This window comes from Thalassolituus oleivorans MIL-1, from assembly GCF_000355675.1.
GTDB classification, from domain to species: Bacteria; Pseudomonadota; Gammaproteobacteria; order Pseudomonadales; family Oceanobacteraceae; genus Thalassolituus; species Thalassolituus oleivorans.
In genome coordinates, this window is record NC_020888.1 from 345,001 (window position 1) to 364,237 (window position 19,237).

The following is a 19,237-nucleotide window of genomic DNA, read 5'->3' on the forward strand; positions in this document are numbered from 1 at the left end:
GACTCTACGGAGTCCGAAGTGGTCGATGCCATGCTTCCAGGAAAAGCCTCTAAGCTTCAGTTATAAAGAGACCGTACCCCAAACCGACACAGGTGGGTAGGTAGAGAATACCAAGGCGCTTGAGAGAACTCGGGTGAAGGAACTAGGCAAAATGGCACCGTAACTTCGGGAGAAGGTGCGCCGGTTAGGGTGAAGGACTTGCTCCGTAAGCTCTGGCCGGTCGAAGATACCAGGTGGCTGCGACTGTTTATTAAAAACACAGCACTCTGCAAACACGAAAGTGGACGTATAGGGTGTGACGCCTGCCCGGTGCCGGAAGGTTAATTGATGGGGTTATCTTCGGAGAAGCTCTTGATCGAAGCCCCGGTAAACGGCGGCCGTAACTATAACGGTCCTAAGGTAGCGAAATTCCTTGTCGGGTAAGTTCCGACCTGCACGAATGGCGTAACGATGGCCACACTGTCTCCACCCGAGACTCAGTGAAATTGAAATTGCGGTTAAGATGCCGTATACCCGCGGCTAGACGGAAAGACCCCGTGAACCTTTACTATAGCTTCACAGTGAACTTTGAATTGTCTTGTGTAGGATAGCTGGGAGGCTTTGAAGCGAGGACGCCAGTCCTTGTGGAGCCAATCTTGAAATACCAGCCTGGTCAATTTGGGGTTCTAACTCTGGTCCATTATCTGGATCGAGGACACTGTGTGGTGGGTAGTTTGACTGGGGCGGTCTCCTCCCAAAGAGTAACGGAGGAGCACGAAGGTCGGCTAATCTTGGTCGGACATCAAGAGGTTAGTGCAATGGCATAAGCCGGCTTAACTGCGAGACAGACACGTCGAGCAGGTACGAAAGTAGGTCATAGTGATCCGGTGGTTCTGTATGGAAGGGCCATCGCTCAACGGATAAAAGGTACTCCGGGGATAACAGGCTGATACCGCCCAAGAGTTCACATCGACGGCGGTGTTTGGCACCTCGATGTCGGCTCATCACATCCTGGGGCTGAAGCCGGTCCCAAGGGTATGGCTGTTCGCCATTTAAAGTGGTACGCGAGCTGGGTTTAGAACGTCGTGAGACAGTTCGGTCCCTATCTGCCGTGGGCGTTTGAGATTTGAGAAGAGCTGCTCCTAGTACGAGAGGACCGGAGTGGACGAACCTCTGGTGTTCCGGTTGTCACGCCCGTGGCATTGCCGGGTAGCTACGTTCGGACAGGATAACCGCTGAAAGCATCTAAGCGGGAAGCCCCCTTCAAGATGAGATCTCACTGACTCCTTGAGAGTCCTGTAGGGCCCTTGAAGACTACAAGGTTGATAGGTCAGGTGTGTAAGCGTTGTGAGGCGTTGAGCTAACTGATACTAATTGCCCGTGAGGCTTGACCATATAACACCCAAACTCGGAAGAGTGGTTGTTGACGAATTAAGACAAGCAGCCTTAAGTCTGCGCAAGAAAGACAAGCAAGAACGAGAATCTCGATACTCTTCATTGAAGAGCTCATGTATCCGACCTAATTTTTTTAAGTCTGCACTCCAGAGCGATTACGCCGGAGGTGAGACAGTCTTAAAAATACCAGTTTGCTTGACGACAATAGAGCTGTGGAACCACCTGAATCCATTCCGAACTCAGAAGTGAAACGCAGTATCGCCGATGGTAGTGTGGGGCCTCCCCATGCGAGAGTAGGTCATCGTCAAGCTCTTATTCTAAAACCCCCTTCCGGTATCGGTTGGGGGTTTTTTCTTGGCTGCGATTTACCGAATACTATTTGTTGAATCAGTCTAGAAATAGTTATAACCCTTCATTCTTTGGTGGCGTTGCAGTCCGGGTATCGGTACATAGCTGCTGAGTTTTAGAGTGTGCTAATTGAAAGTCTGATGTGTTGACACTCTTTTGCAGTTTTCGCGAGTTTATACTGGATATAGTGGCTTGAATCTTTACAGCAACTAGATGTAGTGGCTGTGGTTGCTAACAGACACATGTGGTAAAGTGTTTGAAATTGATAGGAATTCGTGGCGATTTATGTCCGAAGCACCAGATTTTAGCCAAGTTAGCTGTTGGGGTAATGTAGTCTTGCTGTAAAGAGTACGCCCGTACCGCTAATAGAGGTTGAAGCAAATTCTGTAGCGCATATCCTATCGGTAACAAGAATTTAATAATAAAAACAAGTTGTCACCATATTCCAAGCCCTGTCCGACTAAACTAAATGTTGGTTAAGGTGTGACTTGTCCTCTAACGATTTACGAGGTCTCCAAGTGGTCAATAAAGCATACAGATCAATACTCGCATTAAGTGCTATGACGGCTAGTTTGTCGTCAGTTGCGCTAGAGGCTATTCCTGATGATGAGCTTAACCACTATACAGGTCAGGCATTCATCACGGTTGATGCATCTTCATACTCAGATGCTACTTTAGGTAATTATGAGTTTACTCGGGTGAATTTAGGTCTCGATATTGAGACTCTCTCGAATGCGGATGAGTTACGTATCGGAGAGTTTGATCGTAGTTACGGTGCTGACGGTACTGCTCCGATAGTTGATGATAATCGAAATATTGTATTCAACGCCGATGGAAGCGTCGCTGTGCACGATGCCGATATTATTATTCAGAATTTCGCTTTGGGACGAGTTGATAATTACAATGATCCAGAAAATGCTGAAATAGTTCCATTTAAAATTAAAGATCCATACATCGAGTTGGCCTATAAAACAGATCCGGCGAATTCTAGTATTCGTCGTATTGCTGGTGTTCGTATTGGCTTTGGTCAGGCTCAAGGTGACCTTTCAGGTGATTTGATTTCTCTGACTGGTAATTTAGAGGGAGAAATTCGTGGGCCTGGGTCTATTGCCTATGATGCAGCTTGCGGTGATGGTGGGACTGCAACTTGGTTACAATGTATTGAGTTGTCATTGGCGGCTAACACCGAAATTTATGCTGAGGTGAAGTTGCTCGATGGGGCTACTGGTGAGGATACGCTTAATGGTGCTCCTTACTTAAAGCGCGCATCATGGATTGGTGTGCCAACAGGCACCAATTTCGAATCTGACGATTCTGGTCTGATCGCGAGTTTAATTCCAACTTTAACAACTTCGGAGGATTGCGCTGTTATTGGTGTGACCGCGTGTTTCCGTACAACGAACTACCAAAGTGTATACGTTGGTGACCCGACTAAAGATTTTGAGAATGGATCTGCATCTGGAGCTTTTATATCTCTCCAGCTTGAGTCTGTGCCTTGGGAGGATTTGTCGGGGATCGCCGGTGCTTCTCGAGTTTATACAGAGAAGGGGGCATTCTTGAATATTGCCAAGTACGCCGACTCTAATGGCCAGCAACGTTATCCTCTTTATTTAGATTTATACAATGCTTTGACCGGTGAACCGCGTGTTGCTACATGTATTGGCCGGACAAAAGGATGCTAAAAATGAATAAAAAAATACTATGCACCTTTTTAGCTATAGCCCCCTTTTTTGCAAATGCAGATTTGGTTGCTCTAGATGACTCTGTATTATCAAATGCGACGGGTGAAGGCCTAGGTATCGTATTAGAGGATTTTGTATTTAACGTTGATGATGCGGTTACTACTGTAACTGGCATTAAAAGCTCTAGTCCCGACGGCGGTATCACAGATGGTCGTGATGTTACCGTTGATTGGACAGAGTTTTATGTTATGGGTGAAGGCAGTCAAAATGGTACTGTCGAGACGCCAGGACAAATAGGAAGCTTGGCTCATCCTTTGGTGCTGGAAACGCTGCCTGGCAGTGCTTTTGCTAGTATTGGCGATGATATTGCATTGCTACAACTAAGATCTGGTGAGTATACATACGCTTTAGAAAACACAGATAAGTATGCTAAATGGGCTCGGTATCAGGAGTGTGTTTACGGTCAGGCTGGATGTACAAATGCCAACGATGCTGTGACAGCGATTGAATCAATTGTTAGTCGTTTAACGTCAGAGAAAAACACATTAGAAGGGTTTTACAACGGTCAAATGGTGAGTTTGGAAAGTGGTATTAATAGCGACATCGCTTCACAGATTGTTCCCCAGCAAGAGGTTGTCGCAACACAGCAAGCTGAGATTGCTCCAGCATATGACACTATGGAAGCAGCTTGGACCGCTTCCGGTGAAGGTGTTGTTTTAGGGCAAAAATACGAAAATTGCGGGTTGTTTGGTACCTCTGAATGCACTACAGGAACCAAAGGAACTTATAACGACCGCGTTGATGATTATCTTGCGGAAGTTGACGATTATAACGTAGCTGAGCGAGAGCTTGCCCGTCGCTATCAAGAAACGCTTGATTCTAATGGTAATAGCTTAATTAAGAGGCTTCGCGATTATGAATCTTACCGTAGTTTATGTGGCGATGTAGAAGCTAGTAACTCTTGTGCTAACGGTTTAGTAGCAATCCGTGAGGGTGATCGCGAGGATGTCAACAATGTCGCGGTCCAATTAAGCGCGGGTTATAGCCGTCGAGCGGGTTTAGATATTGGCTCCAAGTTCAAGTTTACCGTGTATGACGAAGATAAAGGCGCTTACCGCGAAGATTTCATGGATATCGACATGAAGGGAGTTACTTTAGATGGCTCATACGTGAAGCTGTGGTCGCGTGATAATGAGTTAAATGCTGAATTGAGACTTAATTTGTATGCCAAGGAACTCAATATTGGTACTTGCGGTTCTGCCTGTAGTACACAAGCTCTTCAGGATTCAGCGACTTTGTTTATGGATAACTTCTATTTAAGTTTGTCGTTGGGTTATGGCGAAGTTCAACCACTTAAATTCAGTGTGACTGCAGATGGTAATTTTCAATTAGAGCTATCTGGAGTTGATAGTACCAACTATGAGGATTTTTACGACAATGCACAGAAAAGCTATTTGTATGTCGGTAATATCCAGCTAGGAAATGCTACAGCGGCTGCTAACAGTCTTGGTAGTCTAACTGTTGACGGTTTACGTGCGACTTATCTTAAAGTGACGAGTCACGACCTGTAATTGGCGCAGCCAATTGTGTGTGCCATAAAGGGGTATATCTAATGACAATAAGAAAAATAACAGCCTTACTTGGTCTAATATCTTCAGTATCTGTATTTGCTGAATTGGCTCCTATGGAAGAAGCTGAAATGGAATCAGTAACAGGCCAAGGTGGTGTGTATCTATCTGGTGAGCTTGCTTTTAACAAAGACGGTGGTCCTTTATGGGGAGCTACCTCTGGTCAATTTGATGAATTTGGTAGTGAGAAACAAGTTCGCAATTGTGGTACTGCATCACAACCGGAGGAGTGCGGTATACGCATTGCTGCCCAGCTCGACCAAGGCGGTTGGTATGTATTAGATGACTTGTCTGGTGGATTTGCATTTGAAGGGCTAACACTACGTACGAGTTTTCGAGAAACAGCGTTGAATTACGATGTTCGTGATGCTTCAGGCAATCCAGTGGTTGAGGCTTTTAATAAAGAAGTGGTTGAAATAGGTCTTCCGAAAACCGTATCGCTCAATAATTTCAAGTTTACTCTAGCTGTCGCAAATAGTGGTGAATGGAAGCCGGATGGAACTGTCCTTGCTGATGGTAATACGTTCCAGCAGACAAATTTGTTTGGTATTCAAATGAATGGCGATATTACGCTGAAAGGCAACTTGCTACTTTTCCCGGTGAATTGATTATGAAAAACATACTATTCCCAATCAGCGCCCTGGCTTTGGCAATTAATGTCAGTAATGTGTCTGCGCTTCAGCCTCTAGATGAATCTGAAATGTCTTCTGTCAGCGGTCAGTCAGGTATTACTTTAAATACTAGTACTGAAAGCATTGCAGCTTCCCAAATTAGTTATGAAGAAGATGGTGTTGCTCTACAGTTGAATGATTTTTCACTAACGGGTGTAAACGGTGCGAATTTCGATTCTTCATCAGTTATCGATATTGATGCGGACGGACGTTTAACAATTGATAGTATTTCCGGTTCTCGCGAGTTGTCTATTGGGAGTATCGGTCTGTCCGGTTCTAACAAAAGTTTTATGGGGATTGAGGGACGTTACGACTATACCTCTAAGTTTCACATCGCAGGATCAGGTGATGGCGTTTACGATTTATCGGGCTCTGAAGTGCAAATGCACTTTGATCGTTTGAATTTTACTGATGATGGTCTTGCTTGGATTCTCGATGACTATACATTTTCGGTGATTGTAAATTACGGACATTTGATGTTCGATAATGACACTATGACTATTGATATGGGGACTGAGTCGAATCGCGGGCTGCATTTGGGTTATAGCGTCGGTGCGGTTGGTATGAGCTTAGATGCAAATAACCCTATTGGTTTCGATGATCCGTTGGCTAGTACATTTGGTGCAGTGTCTTTTAATTTGGATGCTTACGGTACATTCAAAATCAAGGCCGGCGGTAAAACTGGTGAAGGTATAACCTTTATTCCAGGTTTAACCTTAATCAACGATGATGATAATGATGGCATCGATGGTAACGAAACCCCAGCGTTTATGTATACCGATGATGGATTTATCATGCTTGCTAAAGATTTTACTGGGACCTTTAGTACAGTTAGCGGATTCTCACTTGATTTAGAAAGTGACGCTGAAAGCCCTTATATGGCGATAAGATTTGCCGATTTTGATTTTGCTTATAGCCTAAATGATTTGGTTTTGGGTGGTACCCAAGCAGATTACGATAACGGCTTATCTCAAACTCTTGGGAGTTTTAAAGGAGAATTCCATTTTAGGGATGACCTCGTTAATAATCGTTTGAATTATCTCTATTTCCGCCCTGGTGGTGCTGTTGGTAATGATGGTATTACAGCAGATATCTCGTGGAATATAGTGTCAGATCCATATGTGACTGCTACAGATGCTCAGGGTGATTTTAATAAGCCTGGGGCTCTGAACACTTATTTGGCCATGAATGACAACGGTAACTATGTTTATTTCAATGGTTTTAATAGTTATGGTATTGGTCGTGTAACCATGGATATGACCAGTTACGCAGCAAATCCAGGAACTGGTGGTTTGTATGGTGCGACCGGTTTATATAGTGATAACTATGACGGTAATTTCGACGGTCTACGCATTGGTTTTGAAGATTTACAAGGTTCGTACAGTTTTGCTGGTGTAACCGTTGGTCGCAGTGAAGAGGAAGCCTTAGATGCTCCATTAATGGGTGGTACAGAGTTATTACTGGCCCTAGAAATCTTCCCGTCATACGACTTTAAAATGAACGGTAACCTCACGATTGCTGCTGGTAACATTAATACTGGTGGCCAAGGTATTACGCTAAATACTGATCTGTATATATCGGAAGCGAATGCTGCGTTAACAGTAAATGAAGAGGGGCGTGGTGTGTGGTTGACTGGAACTACCTATGACATCCACATGCGCAATGCAACTCTGGACGTTACCGACAACGGATTAACGATCAATAAAGGTCTTGCATGGTCCACTATTCGGGTTAGCGATATCAAGTTTGGTGACAAGGTTAATGGTGAATCCTTAGGCACCTTCGAGTTATCACGACTTGAAGATGGAACAACTATTTCGGTTGCATCCGGTGGTGCAGGCCAAGTTTGTATCGGTGGTTCAGGTGCTACAGCGGCGGCATGTGGTGCCGACGGTGGCCGTTTCGAAGATCGCGGCGATCAAGGTTTAACAGTTAAAGTTCGAGCAATCTTTGTGAAAGATGATGGTACAGATCCTCGCTATGCGGGCAAGGGTAATAGTTTCTCTTGGACTCAACCAAACGGTACGACTCTTGCCCTAAACAACTTCAGCACAAATGATGGTACTGGCAATCCAAATCAAAATGACTATGGTTTTAACGTGGATTTAGCTATCGACGTTGCTGAAACTGTTGTTTTAGATGATTTGGGTAATGAAGTATTAACTGCAGCTGGTGAACGTCCATTAGGCTTCGCAGTATTCGGTCGTGTTCATTTTAAACAGCTGAATATTGATGGACTTACATTAGCGGCTACGCCTACCAGCACTCCACAAACCTTGATTCAAGGTATTGTGATTCAGAATGCTGATATTCAAGCCAACTTAACGGCGACTCCGATCCGTTAATCTATCATGCTGCGGTGACCAGTGATCAGGCGTATACTATGCGCCTGATTCATTGGCAGCGGAGACCCTCATGAGCCAGCAAGATCGTTTAGTCATTTTTGATACAACTATGCGTGACGGGGAGCAAAGCCCTGGCGCCTCAATGACTAAAGACGAAAAAGTTCGTATTGGTAAAGCTTTAGAAAGAATGCGCGTCGATGTTATCGAAGCGGGTTTTGCTGCTGCCAGCCCCGGTGATTTCGCTTCTATTCAAGCCGTTGCAGATGCCGTTCGTGAAAGTACTATTTGTAGCCTTGCACGTGCAGTTGATCGCGATATAGAACATGCTGCAGAAGCTCTTAAGCGAGCTGAACGCGCTCGTATACATACTTTCATCGCCACCTCTCCTATTCATATGAAGTACAAGCTTCGTATGGAGCCTGATGCGGTTGTTGAGCAAGCAGTGTATGCCATTAAGAAAGCTCGTAACTACGTGGATGATGTCGAGTTCTCTTGCGAAGATGCCGGTCGTTCTGATATCGACTTTTTGTGTCGCATTATCGAAGCCGCAATTAATGCAGGTGCTAAAACCATCAATATTCCCGATACGGTTGGTTATGCTATTCCTGATGAGTTCGGTCGTACTATCCGTACTTTACTTGATCGAATCCCAAATGCAGATAAAGCAATCTTCTCGGTTCACTGCCATAACGATTTAGGTTTGGCTGTGGCAAATTCGTTGGCGGCTGTGACAAATGGCGCACGTCAGGTTGAATGTACTATCAACGGTTTGGGTGAACGTGCCGGTAATGCGGCATTAGAAGAGTTGGTTATGGCAACTCGTACCCGTACCGATTTGTTTAATATCTCAACAGGCATTGATGCCACGCAAATTGTGCCTACCTCTCGTTTGGTTTCATCTATAACAGGTTTCCCGGTACAGCCAAACAAAGCTATCGTTGGTGCAAACGCATTTGCTCATGAATCAGGTATTCATCAAGACGGCGTGCTAAAACATCGCGAAACTTACGAGATTATGAAGGCTGAAGACGTAGGCTGGGGTGCTAATAAAATGGTTATGGGTAAGCATTCAGGTCGTGCTGCATTCCGTAGTCGTTTAACAGAGCTCGGCGTTACATTTGCGACCGATGCTGCTTTAAATGATGCTTTTGCTCGTTTTAAAGAACTTGCCGATAAAAAGCATGAGATCTTCGATGAAGATTTACAGGCGTTAGCCTCAGAAGCAATTACAGATTCAGTGGAAGACGTTTACCGTTTAGTTTCACTTGAATCGCACTCAGCTACTGGAGAAGTTCCTGCAGCTGAACTGGTTGTTGCTAAGTCTGGTGTCGAACATCGCAGTAAATCGGAAGGTGGTGGCCCAGTTGATGCGGCGTTGAAAGCGATTGAAGCAGTTGCTTGTTCTGGTGCTAATTTACTGTTGTATTCGGTTAACGCAATTACCCAAGGTACTGACGCGCAAGGCGAAGTAACCGTGCGTTTGGAAAAGGGCGGTCGTATTGTGAATGGCAGCGGTGCTGATACGGATATTATTGTTGCTTCGGCAAAGGCGTATATCCACGCATTGAACTTGCTCGAGTCAGGCAGCTCTCGTCAGCATCCGCAAAACGACGGTGTTTAGTCGTTATGCTTGAACAGCAGCGCATAGATTATCTTAGTGCTATGGGCATCACTCAATGGATGCCCCGCGCTGTTTTACCTCATGCTGCTACTCCGCGCTGGCTTTCAGATGTCACGCAAGCTCCAGAAGCTAATGTGGGTAGGCTGCAGCAACCAAGTCGCGGCGCCAATGCTCCTGTAGCGGCTGCTGATCTACTATCTGGTTTTGCTGTCAAAGCGAAAACCTCAACGGCCGAGCCTGTCCGTGTTACTTCACCATCGGCCCCTGATAGTAAAGTCATTACTCCTGAAGTGAAGTCGAGCGTTGGTGCAATTGACGACAAGGTTCGAGACCTTAGCGTCGATAATTTAGCGTCTTCGCCGGGTATTCCTCCTCGTTTCCAGCTGCACTTTTTGCGAGTGTCCGGTGGCGGCATTTGGATTTGTGATCAGAGTGTGGCTCCAGAGCATCTTCGTCGCTTTGCTCATCGAGTGTTAAAAGGCATGCAACAACCAATGGATTTATTGCCGGTGCCGGTGAAATTCAATTGGCCTTTTATTGAATCTAAACACGATGATCAAAGCGAGCCTGTGGCTCTGCAAGCGCTTAATGCACAATGGCGATTCTTTGCAGATCAAGGCGTTTCCTATGTCTTAACTTTCGGTGATGATAGTCGTCTGTGGTTGGCTCGTATTGGTGTGCAATCGCATTATCATCATCCGCAATTTATCGATATGCTCAGTAACGCAAGTGACAAACGTCAATTGTGGCAGGCGTTACGCACAATTCCTGCTCACTAAGAGGCTGTTAAATGTCGGTGCGCGAAGCAACAATAGATGATCTAGTGGCGCTTATGTTGATAGAACGACGTGCGCACGAACATTCTTGGGCAGAAAGCATTATGTTGCGGTATTTAAATAAGCCTCAGACCGTTTGGGTTTTGGAGTTTGATAATAGCGTTCGTGCTTATGCTGTTGTTACCGTTATTGCTGGCGAAGCGGAGTTATTAATGATTGCGGTAGATCCCGACTATCAAGGCAATGGGCATGGAAGAGCATTAATGGAGTTTTTAATTACGCATATTAAAACGCGAGCAGCTGAGCGATTTTTTCTTGAAGTAAGAGAAAGCAATATGCCTGCTATCGCTCTCTATGAGTCGTTGGAGTTTTGTCAGTCGGGTTGTCGCAATAACTATTACCCTACTGCGACGGGGCGTGAAGATGCGCTTATGTACTGTCTCGAACTGATTGACTAATGTTATCGATTGTTGATTCTTCAGCAAGCGGTTGGCTATATACCATCGTAGCTGCGATTATTCTTGGGCGAGTAATATCCGATTATTCATGGACGGTTTTTTATAAACATCGAGGTGCCCAGCATCTGTTCTTCGGCAGCATTGTCGTGCTATTTGCTTTTGCATCGATGAATGCTGGCATTTTGCCGGGAATGAATTTCCATATACTGGGTTATACCGCGATTACATTGATGATGGGGTGGCGGCTGGCTTTCGTTGCAAGTGCCTTGGTAGAAGTATTGCTCGTTTTTAGCGGATCTATACATTGGCACGACGTTGGTATTAACTTTTTATTGAGTGCAGCTTTACCGATTTTATTTTCTTATTATTTTTTTAAAATTGTTTATCGGCGCTTAAAGCATAATCCATTTGTCTATATTTTGGTTGCCGGGTTTATTAATGCTGCATTAACTCAGGCTTTGCATGCCGTGGTTTTGAGCGCATGGTTCGGTTGGTATGAAGCCTATGCGTGGAGTAAGATTTGGGATGACTACTGTCGTTACTTGCCATTAATGATGTTCCCCGAAGGTGTTGTAAATGGCATGTTTATTACCGGAATGGTGGTTTTTCATCCTCGCTGGTTAAGTACCTTCGATGAAGATTCCTATTTTAGTTCGTAATATTTATTAATTACGAGGGGCGTGCTTTTGTAGTTTCCTCTGTAATGTTCTTCTATGCATATTCAGCGCCCTAGCAGTGGCTGATATATTCCCCTCAAATTCATTTAATATTCTTTGGATGTGTTCCCACTCAATACGATCAACACTCATCACGCTTTCGTCTTGCTCGGTATCGAGAGCTGGAGTGTCGTCAAAGGCTCGCAAGAGTTCTTGTAGTGTGGCTGGTTTATGCAGGTAATTGTGCGCTCCGCGCTTAATGGCTTCCACCGCCGTGGGAATACTGGCATAACCGGTGAGAATCACGATACGAGTGCTGGGCCAGCGCTCAAGCAGTTTGCCTATAATGTCGAGCCCAGATACATGCTCTAGTCTTAGGTCGAGGGAAATAAAATCGGGAGCCTGTTCAATGTGTGCTAACTCGTCAGGGCTGGCAATCCACTGTGCAGAGTAATTTTGGCGCTCTAGGCTGCGCACCATCACTTGGCCAAAATGTGGATCATCATCTATTACCAGCATACTTGGATTCATATTGCTCATTGTTCCTCATGCTGTATCACTGGGAGTTGGAGTAAACAAAAACTACCACCGGTACGTAATGGGCGAAGATGTATTTCTCCACCAAACTGCTCGACGCTGGCATTGCTTAAATAGAGACCCAAGCCCATACCTTGATCCTTCATCGTCGAGAATAAAGCATCCTCTTGGATGTGTTGCGCTGCCTGAGGATCAGGCTGAACAATGTCTAACGACCAGAAGCCATCACGAACATGGGTTCGTAGTTGTATCGGTAGGTTGCCGGCTTCTGTCGCATTGTTGAGTAAATTGAGCAGTGCTTGATCAAGTAACGGCGAAGCTGCAATGACAGCATCCGTGTCGCAGCCCAAATCTTCCCAAAGCGCGTTAGGCTGGCTCAGACGCCAACGGTGCAATAACAGTTTTAGCCAAGCACTGGCTGAGTGAAGTCCGCTGTGTTGTGCTTGGCGTCCCGAATAAGCAAGCTGCTGCAACGATTGGCGACAGGTGCTGACTTGAGCCTGCATCATCTTTAAGTCTTTAGGATTGAGAGGTTCATTTGGGGTATGAGTTAACTCTTCTAACAGCATGTGCAATGTCATTAGTGGTGTGCCCATTTCATGCGCCGTTCCTGCCGCTAGTGTGGCAATACCAATCAGTTGTTCGTTTTTAAGTTGTTGTTCGCGCAGTTGTTGAATTTGCTGCTGTTGGCTTTGGCGGTCGCGCATCAATGTGGGCAGGAAGATGACCATGATAAGAGTGCTAATAACGAACGTTAGCCACATCCCCGCTAAGTGCCAATCGAACAAAGTATGGCTACCTATACCGTGAGTGGTGCTGTTCATCAGTGGTTGATACCACTGACTGAGTGCGCTGTAATCCACGACTATTACTATGGCGAAGGCGATAGCGAAACGCAGTGGCAAGCTATAAGCGGCAACCATCATTAACACTAGAAAATAGGATATAAAAGGGTTGGTGGCACCGCCGGTAAAATACAGTAATCCGGTGAGCAATTGAGTTTCTATTGCTAGGTGTATAGCGAGTGCTTGCTCACCGCTTGAGCCTCGTACTATCTGCCACAGAGTAATCCCCAGTAGCGGTAAATAAGCTGCCAACATGGTCCATGCACCGGTTAGCATCTGAAAGCCAGAAAAGCTCAACCAACTGATGAATAACAGCCATACCAGAGCGATTGAGAGCCGCAGCCAGCCAAGACGAGCTAATACGCGATGAGAGTTCAAAAGTCACATTGTCCACTAAAACATCCCGCCATTGTGCCGCGACTGTACCTAAGTGCAAAGAATTTAAGCTATGCTTAGAACACAGTCCTGACATAGATCAGGCTCCTCAGCTAGCGGCGAAGGAGTACGACGATGCCAAGATTCACTCTGCCATCGATGAAACTGCGCTACGCAGATGCTTTACTTCCTAGTCTTCTGTTATTGGTTTATATAACCATCACATATCTTTCCGGCTTTGCCTTGATGATTAACGGCCACTCAGTGGTTGGCTGGTTATTTGGCATTTTGCTGCTCGCACACTCCATGATTTTAATTGCTTATTTGATACATGATCTTAGCCATCAGGCTTTCTTCATGGATCGGCGCGCCAATGAGTATTTAGGAAATGTGCTCAGTTTCTTGGTGGGGGCGAGTTATACCCCGTATGCCGACTTACGCAGTAAGCATATGCGCCACCACGTGGATCGAGCGGATGTTATCGCCATTGATTATCGTGCTTTTTTATTACGCCATCCCTTATTGTTGCGCGTCTTTCAGATGGCCGAGTGGTTGTATATTCCTGCAATTGACATTCTTATGCATGGTTTGGTTATTGCCAGCCCCTTTATTTTTAAATCCTATAAAGCGCTGCGCACGCGGGTGCTTATTATGTTGGCAATTCGGATCGTTCTCTTCGCTATATTGGCTTGGACTGCTTGGCAGGCATTGGTGGGATATTGTTTGGCGTATGTGTTGTTTATACATGTATTGCGATTAATGGATATGCATCAACATACTTACGATGTCGTTGTTGGCGTTGATGAAAAAGGGCATTTACGCCCAGATGCTGACTATGAGCGGCAGAATACCTACTCCAATCCTTTGGGAAACTCACGTTTGATCAATTTATTGGTGTTAAATTTCGGTTATCACAATGCTCATCACGAAAAGCCGACGGCTCCTTGGTATCGATTACCAGAATTACATCGAGAGCTGTATGGTGATAGGCCGACGCTGAACACATTCCCTATTCGCGAAGTGCTGAGTAATTTGCATCGCCATCGAGTCGCGCGCGTGATTGCTAGCGATACCACGAGAATGGGGGGCGAGACGCCTAATTTCGTAGGCTTGTATGGCGTCTCTTTTCTCACCACGATTTAGTTTTATGGCATGAGCGACTTATACAGCCACTTTAGTTATCCAGTATATCTGTGGATAAGACTTTGGATAAGTTTGGTAAAACTGCTCTTTGCCCTGATTTTAAAGGGCTTTCCCTCAGAACGAGCAAAATTTAAACGCTCGTTCTAATTCTCTCTGAGGCGCATATTATCTAGATCTGATCAAGGCGCTGTTAGAAAAAATAACAAATTAAAATGCTTGGCATCGCGGACTATAATGTCGTATGTGAAAAATAATTCTGTGGATAACTCTGTTAGTAAGCTGGTAGGTACTTGTCAGTATGAGACGTAACCCCTCGATACTCGGCGCTTTCTTCAAACACGAGATCCGCGCTTCACCATTTACCCCAATTTTGCGATAATCGCCCCCCTCCCGAATTCACCCCGTCAGGCGCTGATTGTCATTATGAAACCGCAAATTGCCGAGTTATTGTCTGCTGCCATTGAGGCACTGAAATCCCAAAACCTGCTCCCTGCTGATCTGGAAGCTAGCATTCAGGTAGACAACACCCGTGATAAGGCGCATGGCGATCTCGCCACTAACCTTGCGCTGACTTTGGCTAAGCCTGCGCGCAAGAGTCCGCGCGACATTGCCACAGCATTAGTTGCAGCCTTACCCGCTAGTGAATTAGTGAAAAAGGTCGAAATTGCGGGCCCTGGCTTTATCAACTTCTATCTAAGCGATGCTTCAACCAACACCTTGTTACGCGCTGTGCTTGAGCAAAAAGAGCAATACGGGCGCAGTAACGAAGGCGATGGGCGCAAAGTGCAGGTTGAGTTTGTTTCTGCCAACCCAACTGGGCCATTACACATCGGTCATGGTCGTGGTGCAGCGGTAGGCGATTGCTTGTGTCGTTTGTTTGAAGCCACAGGCTGGGACGTTACTCGTGAATTTTATTACAACGATGCTGGCGCACAAATTAATAATCTAGCGCTTTCTGTGCAGGCTCGTTGCAAGGGCTTTACACCAGACCATGAAAGCTGGCCGGAAGATGGTTATCGCGGTGAATACATCGTCGAACTAGCGAAGAGCTATATGAATGGCGATACCGTTGAAGCGGCAGACCAGAGCTTTACCGGTGCAAAAAATGCCGATGATTTAGAGGCTATTCGTCATTTCGCAGTGGCGTATTTACGCCGTGAACAAGATTTGGATTTAAAGGCCTTCGCGGTCGATTTTGATGTGTACTTCCTAGAGTCGTCTTTGTACTCAGAAGGCAAGGTCGAAGCGGCGGTCAATAAGTTAATTGAAAACGGTTACACCTACGAAGACGGCGGAGCCCTATGGTTGCGTACTACTGACTTCGGCGATGATAAAGATCGTGTGATGCGTAAAACGGATGGTGGCTATACTTATTTTGTTCCGGATGTCGCCTATCATTTCGATAAATGGCAGCGTGGTTTTGTCCGTGTCGTGAATGAGCAAGGTGCGGATCACCATAGTACTATTACTCGTGTACGCGCTGGGTTGCAGGCATTAAACGCAGATATTCCGCAAGGCTGGCCCGACTACGTATTGCACCAGATGGTGACGGTTATGCGTGGCGGCGAGGAAGTGAAAATTTCGAAGCGTGCGGGTAGCTACGTTACCTTACGAGACTTGATTGACGAAGTAGGTCGTGATGCCACGCGTTATTTCTTAGCGGCGCGTAAAGCTGATGGTCAATTAACGTTTGATATTGATCTAGCGCGTTCGCAGTCGTCTGATAATCCGGTGTACTACATCCAATATGCCCATGCGCGTGTGTGTTCTATTTTCCGTAAACTGGCAGAAAATAATTGGACGTGGGATCAAGCAACTGGCTTGGCCGCATTGGGTTCTTTGGCGCTGAATTCTGAAAAAGATTTAATCGTAAAATTAGGCCGTTACCCAGAAGTCGTGCGTAACGCTGCTAATGCGAATGAACCGCACCAAATAGCCAACTATTTGCGCGATTTAGCGGGTGAATTCCACACTTATTACAATTCTGAGAAAACCTTAGTGGAAGAGGTGGATGTGCGTAATGCTCGCCTGACATTGGCAGAGGGTGTGCGTCAGGTTATCGCTAATGGTTTAGACTTACTCGGTGTGAGTGCTCCGCAAGAAATGTAATGCGGTTGTGATAGTTATAAATACATACAACATTAAAGTCATTACTCAATAGGGCAATATCATGGCGGAAGGTTCTAGTCGCGTACCAGGTTGGGTTTGGGTTACCACCCCAGCCATTGCCGCGGCTTTTGTCGGTTTTATCGTATTTTTATCCACCGTACCAGCGGGTAATGAATTAGACGCGGTAAAAGGCGATGCTCGTAAGGCGTTAGAGCAAGGTGTAGAAAAAGCACGCTCGGATGCAGCCAATGCGGCAGCGGTTAAACCGTCTTACGACTTTTATAAGCTACTTGAGAAGCAAACAGTCGATGTGCCAGAGGTAGAAGCGTATCGCTCAACGCCTAAAGACAATGTTAATTATGAATATCGCCTGCAAGCAGGTTCATTTCGTTCTGCTAATGATGCCGAGCGCCTTCGTGCTCAGTTACTATTAGAGGGCCTAACGGCTTATCAAGAGGGCAGTACCGTCAACGGCTCAACTTGGTATCGAGTATTTGTTGGCCCATTTAAAAACCGCTCTAAGTTAAATAAAGCACAAGATACGTTGGTTAATATGAATATTAGTCCTTTGGTTTTAAAGCAAAAGAGCGACGGTTAATCTTCTTATGTCGGCTTGCAAGTGCATCCACAAGCCGACATTATCTTCCCACTGCTTACTCGCAAGGATGCCGCTATGACAACTCATTCTCAGCCGACTTGGCTATCCGCTTTACAGAATACCTTTGGTTTTAATTCGCTCCGAGAGGGGCAGCAACCGGTTGTTGAAGCTATATTGGCGGGGCGCTCTGCCGCAGCAATTTTTCCCACAGGTTCGGGAAAATCATTGTGCTATCAATTGCCTGCATTATTGTTACCACATTTAACTTTGATTGTTTCGCCACTACTGGCCTTGATGCAAGACCAAGTGAGCTTTTTGCGAAGCAAAGGCGTTGCCGCAGCGAGCTTGGATTCCACATTATCGCGAGAAGAATTGCAAAGTGTGCAGCAAGGCGTGCGCGAAGGTGCGATTAAAATTCTATTTATTTCCGTCGAACGTCTTAAAAATGAACGTTTTCGCGAATTTATTCGTCACGTGGCGATATCTTTGCTGGTGGTTGACGAGGCACATTGTATTTCTGAATGGGGTCACAATTTCCGCCCTGATTATTTAAAGCTACCAGAGTGGCGTCGTCAGTTTAATATTCCGCAGTCGTTATTACTTACCGCCACAGCTACGGAAAAAGTAGTGCACGATATGCGCCGGCATTTTGAAATCGCACCTAGCGATGTCGTAAGTACTGGTTTTTATCGTAAAAATTTACGCTTATTAGTACAACCCACGGCCATTGAAGCTCGAATTGATAAATGTGCAGAGTGGCTAAATCACCGTATAAAAAAAGGCGAAGCATTCGGCAGTGTTATTTATGTTACCCAGCAAAATACGGCGGATGAAGTAGCGCAAGCATTAAAACAGCGCATATCTGTTCCTGTTGAGGCTTATCATGCGGGCATGCAAAGCGAAAATCGTCAGGCGATTCAACAACGTTTTATGACAGGAACGACGCCTTGCATTGTTGCTACGATTGCCTTCGGTATGGGCATTGATAAAAGTAATATTCGCCAAGTGCTGCATTACGATTTGCCGAAATCAATTGAGAATTACAGTCAAGAAATTGGCCGAGCTGGGCGTGATGGCCGCGCCGCTGATTGTGTGTTGCTCGCCGATTTATCGGGTCTAACGGTGCTTGAAAACTACACCTACGGTGATACGCCCACCTTAGCGGCGATCACGCGCCTACTCGATACTATTCAGCAGGATACCGTGGGTATTAATCATGAGGGCCAAGGGCGGTGGGAAACCATGATGCTGCCTTTATCGAATCAAACAGATATCCGCCCTCTGCCGTTAAAGACTCTGTTAGTGCATTTAGAAATGGCGGGCTATTTAACGCCGTTATTTAGTTACTACGCCGAATATAGATTTCGTTTAGAAAGTGAGAGCAGTCTACTAGCGCATTTTGATGCGGAGCGGCAGCAGTTTTTACAGACTATTTTTCAATGCAGTAAAAAAGGTCGTACTTGGTACAGTTTGGACGTGCCTGCACTAGAGCAAGCCGCTGGGCCTGATGCACGTTTGCGTGCAGTGCGAGCACTCGAATATTGCTTCGAAAATGATTGGCTGACACTCGAAATTAAACAAATGACCGAAGTGTACCAAGTGCAAGCTTGGCCTCATGCAGAGCAGTCAGTAATTGCAGAAAAACTCTATCGTACTTTTTTGGAGCATCAGGAAAGCGATATTCAGCGCCTGCATAATATGATTGCGGTATTTCAATCCCAGCAATGTCTCAGTCGCCAACTGGCTGTATATTTTAATGACCACAGCATGAAACAGGATTGCGGTCATTGCTCTGTGTGTATGGGGCGTTGGCAGGCCTGGCCGCGACCAGTAAAGCATGCTCAGCAATATGATGTAGCGCAAGTAGTCACTTATCTATCGCAATTTGAGCAAGCCTATCAAACAATGTTTAAGCTACCTTCGGAAGCGGAAGCTAAGACACGTTTTTTGTGCGGCATGACGAGCCCTTGGTTAACACGATTAAAAGCGCGTGGAATAGCGAACTATGGTTGCCTCGAAAGTGCGCCTTATGCAACAGTATTGGCCATCGCCAAGGAACTCTAGGATGTCC

At 45.7% G+C, this 19,237-nt stretch carries 14 protein-coding genes and 2 rRNA genes (1 of these 16 cut by a window edge); 14 read left to right on the forward strand and 2 right to left on the reverse strand.

Annotation, left to right across the window (positions count from 1 at the left end):
- The 10 genes from TOL_RS01565 to TOL_RS01610 all read left to right on the forward strand — a co-directional run.
- A 23S ribosomal RNA gene (locus tag TOL_RS01565) occupies positions 1-1,374 on the forward strand (it extends 1,515 nt beyond the left edge of the window).
- 194 nt (positions 1,375-1,568) lie between these two features.
- A 5S ribosomal RNA gene (gene rrf / locus TOL_RS01570) occupies positions 1,569-1,684 on the forward strand.
- A gap of 556 nt (positions 1,685-2,240) precedes the next feature.
- On the forward strand, positions 2,241-3,404 hold the full coding sequence (locus TOL_RS01575) for a hypothetical protein (protein WP_231848001.1): 1,164 nt from the start codon (positions 2,241-2,243) through the stop codon (positions 3,402-3,404).
- 2 nt (positions 3,405-3,406) lie between these two features.
- Complete coding sequence (locus tag TOL_RS01580; protein ID WP_015485509.1) at positions 3,407-4,975, forward strand: hypothetical protein; 1,569 nt, start codon at positions 3,407-3,409, stop codon at positions 4,973-4,975.
- A 41-nt stretch (positions 4,976-5,016) separates the two neighbouring features.
- Positions 5,017-5,640 carry a DUF6160 family protein gene (locus TOL_RS01585; RefSeq protein WP_015485510.1) on the forward strand — a complete coding sequence of 208 codons (624 nt, stop codon included), beginning with the start codon at positions 5,017-5,019 and terminating at the stop codon, positions 5,638-5,640.
- Positions 5,641-5,642: 2 nt separating this feature from the next.
- Entirely contained in the window at positions 5,643-8,048 is a 2,406-nt protein-coding gene (locus TOL_RS01590; protein WP_015485511.1) for a DUF6160 family protein, read from the forward strand.
- A 70-nt stretch (positions 8,049-8,118) separates the two neighbouring features.
- Positions 8,119-9,669, forward strand: coding sequence for a 2-isopropylmalate synthase (locus TOL_RS01595; RefSeq protein ID WP_015485512.1), 1,551 nt, complete (start codon positions 8,119-8,121; stop codon positions 9,667-9,669).
- A gap of 5 nt (positions 9,670-9,674) precedes the next feature.
- Positions 9,675-10,448 (forward strand): hypothetical protein, encoded by a 774-nt coding sequence (locus TOL_RS01600; RefSeq protein WP_015485513.1) that lies wholly within the window; start codon positions 9,675-9,677, stop codon positions 10,446-10,448.
- An 11-nt stretch (positions 10,449-10,459) separates the two neighbouring features.
- On the forward strand, positions 10,460-10,903 hold the full coding sequence (rimI, locus tag TOL_RS01605) for a ribosomal protein S18-alanine N-acetyltransferase (protein ID WP_015485514.1): 444 nt from the start codon (positions 10,460-10,462) through the stop codon (positions 10,901-10,903).
- Positions 10,903-11,562 (forward strand): energy-coupling factor ABC transporter permease, encoded by a 660-nt coding sequence (locus TOL_RS01610; RefSeq protein WP_015485515.1) that lies wholly within the window; start codon positions 10,903-10,905, stop codon positions 11,560-11,562. The genes rimI and TOL_RS01610 overlap by 1 nt, the downstream gene beginning before the upstream one ends.
- A gap of 6 nt (positions 11,563-11,568) precedes the next feature.
- Here the strand turns inward: TOL_RS01610 and TOL_RS01615 are convergent, their stop codons facing one another.
- Positions 11,569-12,099: a response regulator transcription factor gene (locus TOL_RS01615; protein ID WP_041588360.1), complete on the reverse strand. Its 531-nt coding sequence runs from the start codon at positions 12,097-12,099 to the stop codon at positions 11,569-11,571.
- Positions 12,096-13,319 carry an ATP-binding protein gene (locus TOL_RS01620; protein ID WP_025264590.1) on the reverse strand — a complete coding sequence of 408 codons (1,224 nt, stop codon included), beginning with the start codon at positions 13,317-13,319 and terminating at the stop codon, positions 12,096-12,098. Before TOL_RS01620 ends, TOL_RS01615 begins: the two co-directional genes overlap by 4 nt.
- A 132-nt stretch (positions 13,320-13,451) precedes the next feature.
- On the opposite strand from TOL_RS01620, the gene TOL_RS01625 reads away from it, so the two are divergent.
- From TOL_RS01625 to TOL_RS01640, 4 genes are all read left to right on the forward strand, one after another.
- A complete protein-coding gene (locus TOL_RS01625) occupies positions 13,452-14,459 on the forward strand; it encodes a fatty acid desaturase family protein (RefSeq protein WP_015485519.1) in 1,008 nt (335 codons plus the stop codon).
- Positions 14,460-14,882: 423 nt separating this feature from the next.
- On the forward strand, positions 14,883-16,568 hold the full coding sequence (gene argS, locus TOL_RS01630; RefSeq protein ID WP_015485520.1) for an arginine--tRNA ligase: 1,686 nt from the start codon (positions 14,883-14,885) through the stop codon (positions 16,566-16,568).
- Positions 16,569-16,629: 61 nt separating this feature from the next.
- Positions 16,630-17,166 (forward strand): SPOR domain-containing protein, encoded by a 537-nt coding sequence (locus tag TOL_RS01635; protein WP_015485521.1) that lies wholly within the window; start codon positions 16,630-16,632, stop codon positions 17,164-17,166.
- A gap of 75 nt (positions 17,167-17,241) precedes the next feature.
- Positions 17,242-19,230 carry a RecQ family ATP-dependent DNA helicase gene (locus tag TOL_RS01640; RefSeq protein WP_015485522.1) on the forward strand — a complete coding sequence of 663 codons (1,989 nt, stop codon included), beginning with the start codon at positions 17,242-17,244 and terminating at the stop codon, positions 19,228-19,230.
- The last annotated feature ends 7 nt before the right edge of the window (positions 19,231-19,237 follow it).

Excerpts from the sequence above, each read along its gene's own strand:
- TOL_RS01580 (WP_015485509.1), top strand. The coding sequence starts at position 3,407 with ATGAATAAAAAAATACTATGCACCTTTTTAGCTATAGCCCCCTTTTTT.
- TOL_RS01585 (WP_015485510.1), top strand. The coding sequence starts at position 5,017 with ATGACAATAAGAAAAATAACAGCCTTACTTGGTCTAATATCTTCAGTA.
- TOL_RS01590 (WP_015485511.1), top strand. The coding sequence starts at position 5,643 with ATGAAAAACATACTATTCCCAATCAGCGCCCTGGCTTTGGCAATTAAT.
- TOL_RS01595 (WP_015485512.1), top strand. The coding sequence starts at position 8,119 with ATGAGCCAGCAAGATCGTTTAGTCATTTTTGATACAACTATGCGTGAC.
- TOL_RS01600 (WP_015485513.1), top strand. The coding sequence starts at position 9,675 with ATGCTTGAACAGCAGCGCATAGATTATCTTAGTGCTATGGGCATCACT.
- rimI (WP_015485514.1), top strand. The coding sequence starts at position 10,460 with ATGTCGGTGCGCGAAGCAACAATAGATGATCTAGTGGCGCTTATGTTG.
- TOL_RS01610 (WP_015485515.1), top strand. The coding sequence starts at position 10,903 with ATGTTATCGATTGTTGATTCTTCAGCAAGCGGTTGGCTATATACCATC.
- TOL_RS01615 (WP_041588360.1), bottom strand. The coding sequence starts at position 12,099 with ATGAGCAATATGAATCCAAGTATGCTGGTAATAGATGATGATCCACAT.
- TOL_RS01625 (WP_015485519.1), top strand. The coding sequence starts at position 13,452 with ATGCCAAGATTCACTCTGCCATCGATGAAACTGCGCTACGCAGATGCT.
- argS (WP_015485520.1), top strand. The coding sequence starts at position 14,883 with ATGAAACCGCAAATTGCCGAGTTATTGTCTGCTGCCATTGAGGCACTG.
- TOL_RS01635 (WP_015485521.1), top strand. The coding sequence starts at position 16,630 with ATGGCGGAAGGTTCTAGTCGCGTACCAGGTTGGGTTTGGGTTACCACC.
- TOL_RS01640 (WP_015485522.1), top strand. The coding sequence starts at position 17,242 with ATGACAACTCATTCTCAGCCGACTTGGCTATCCGCTTTACAGAATACC.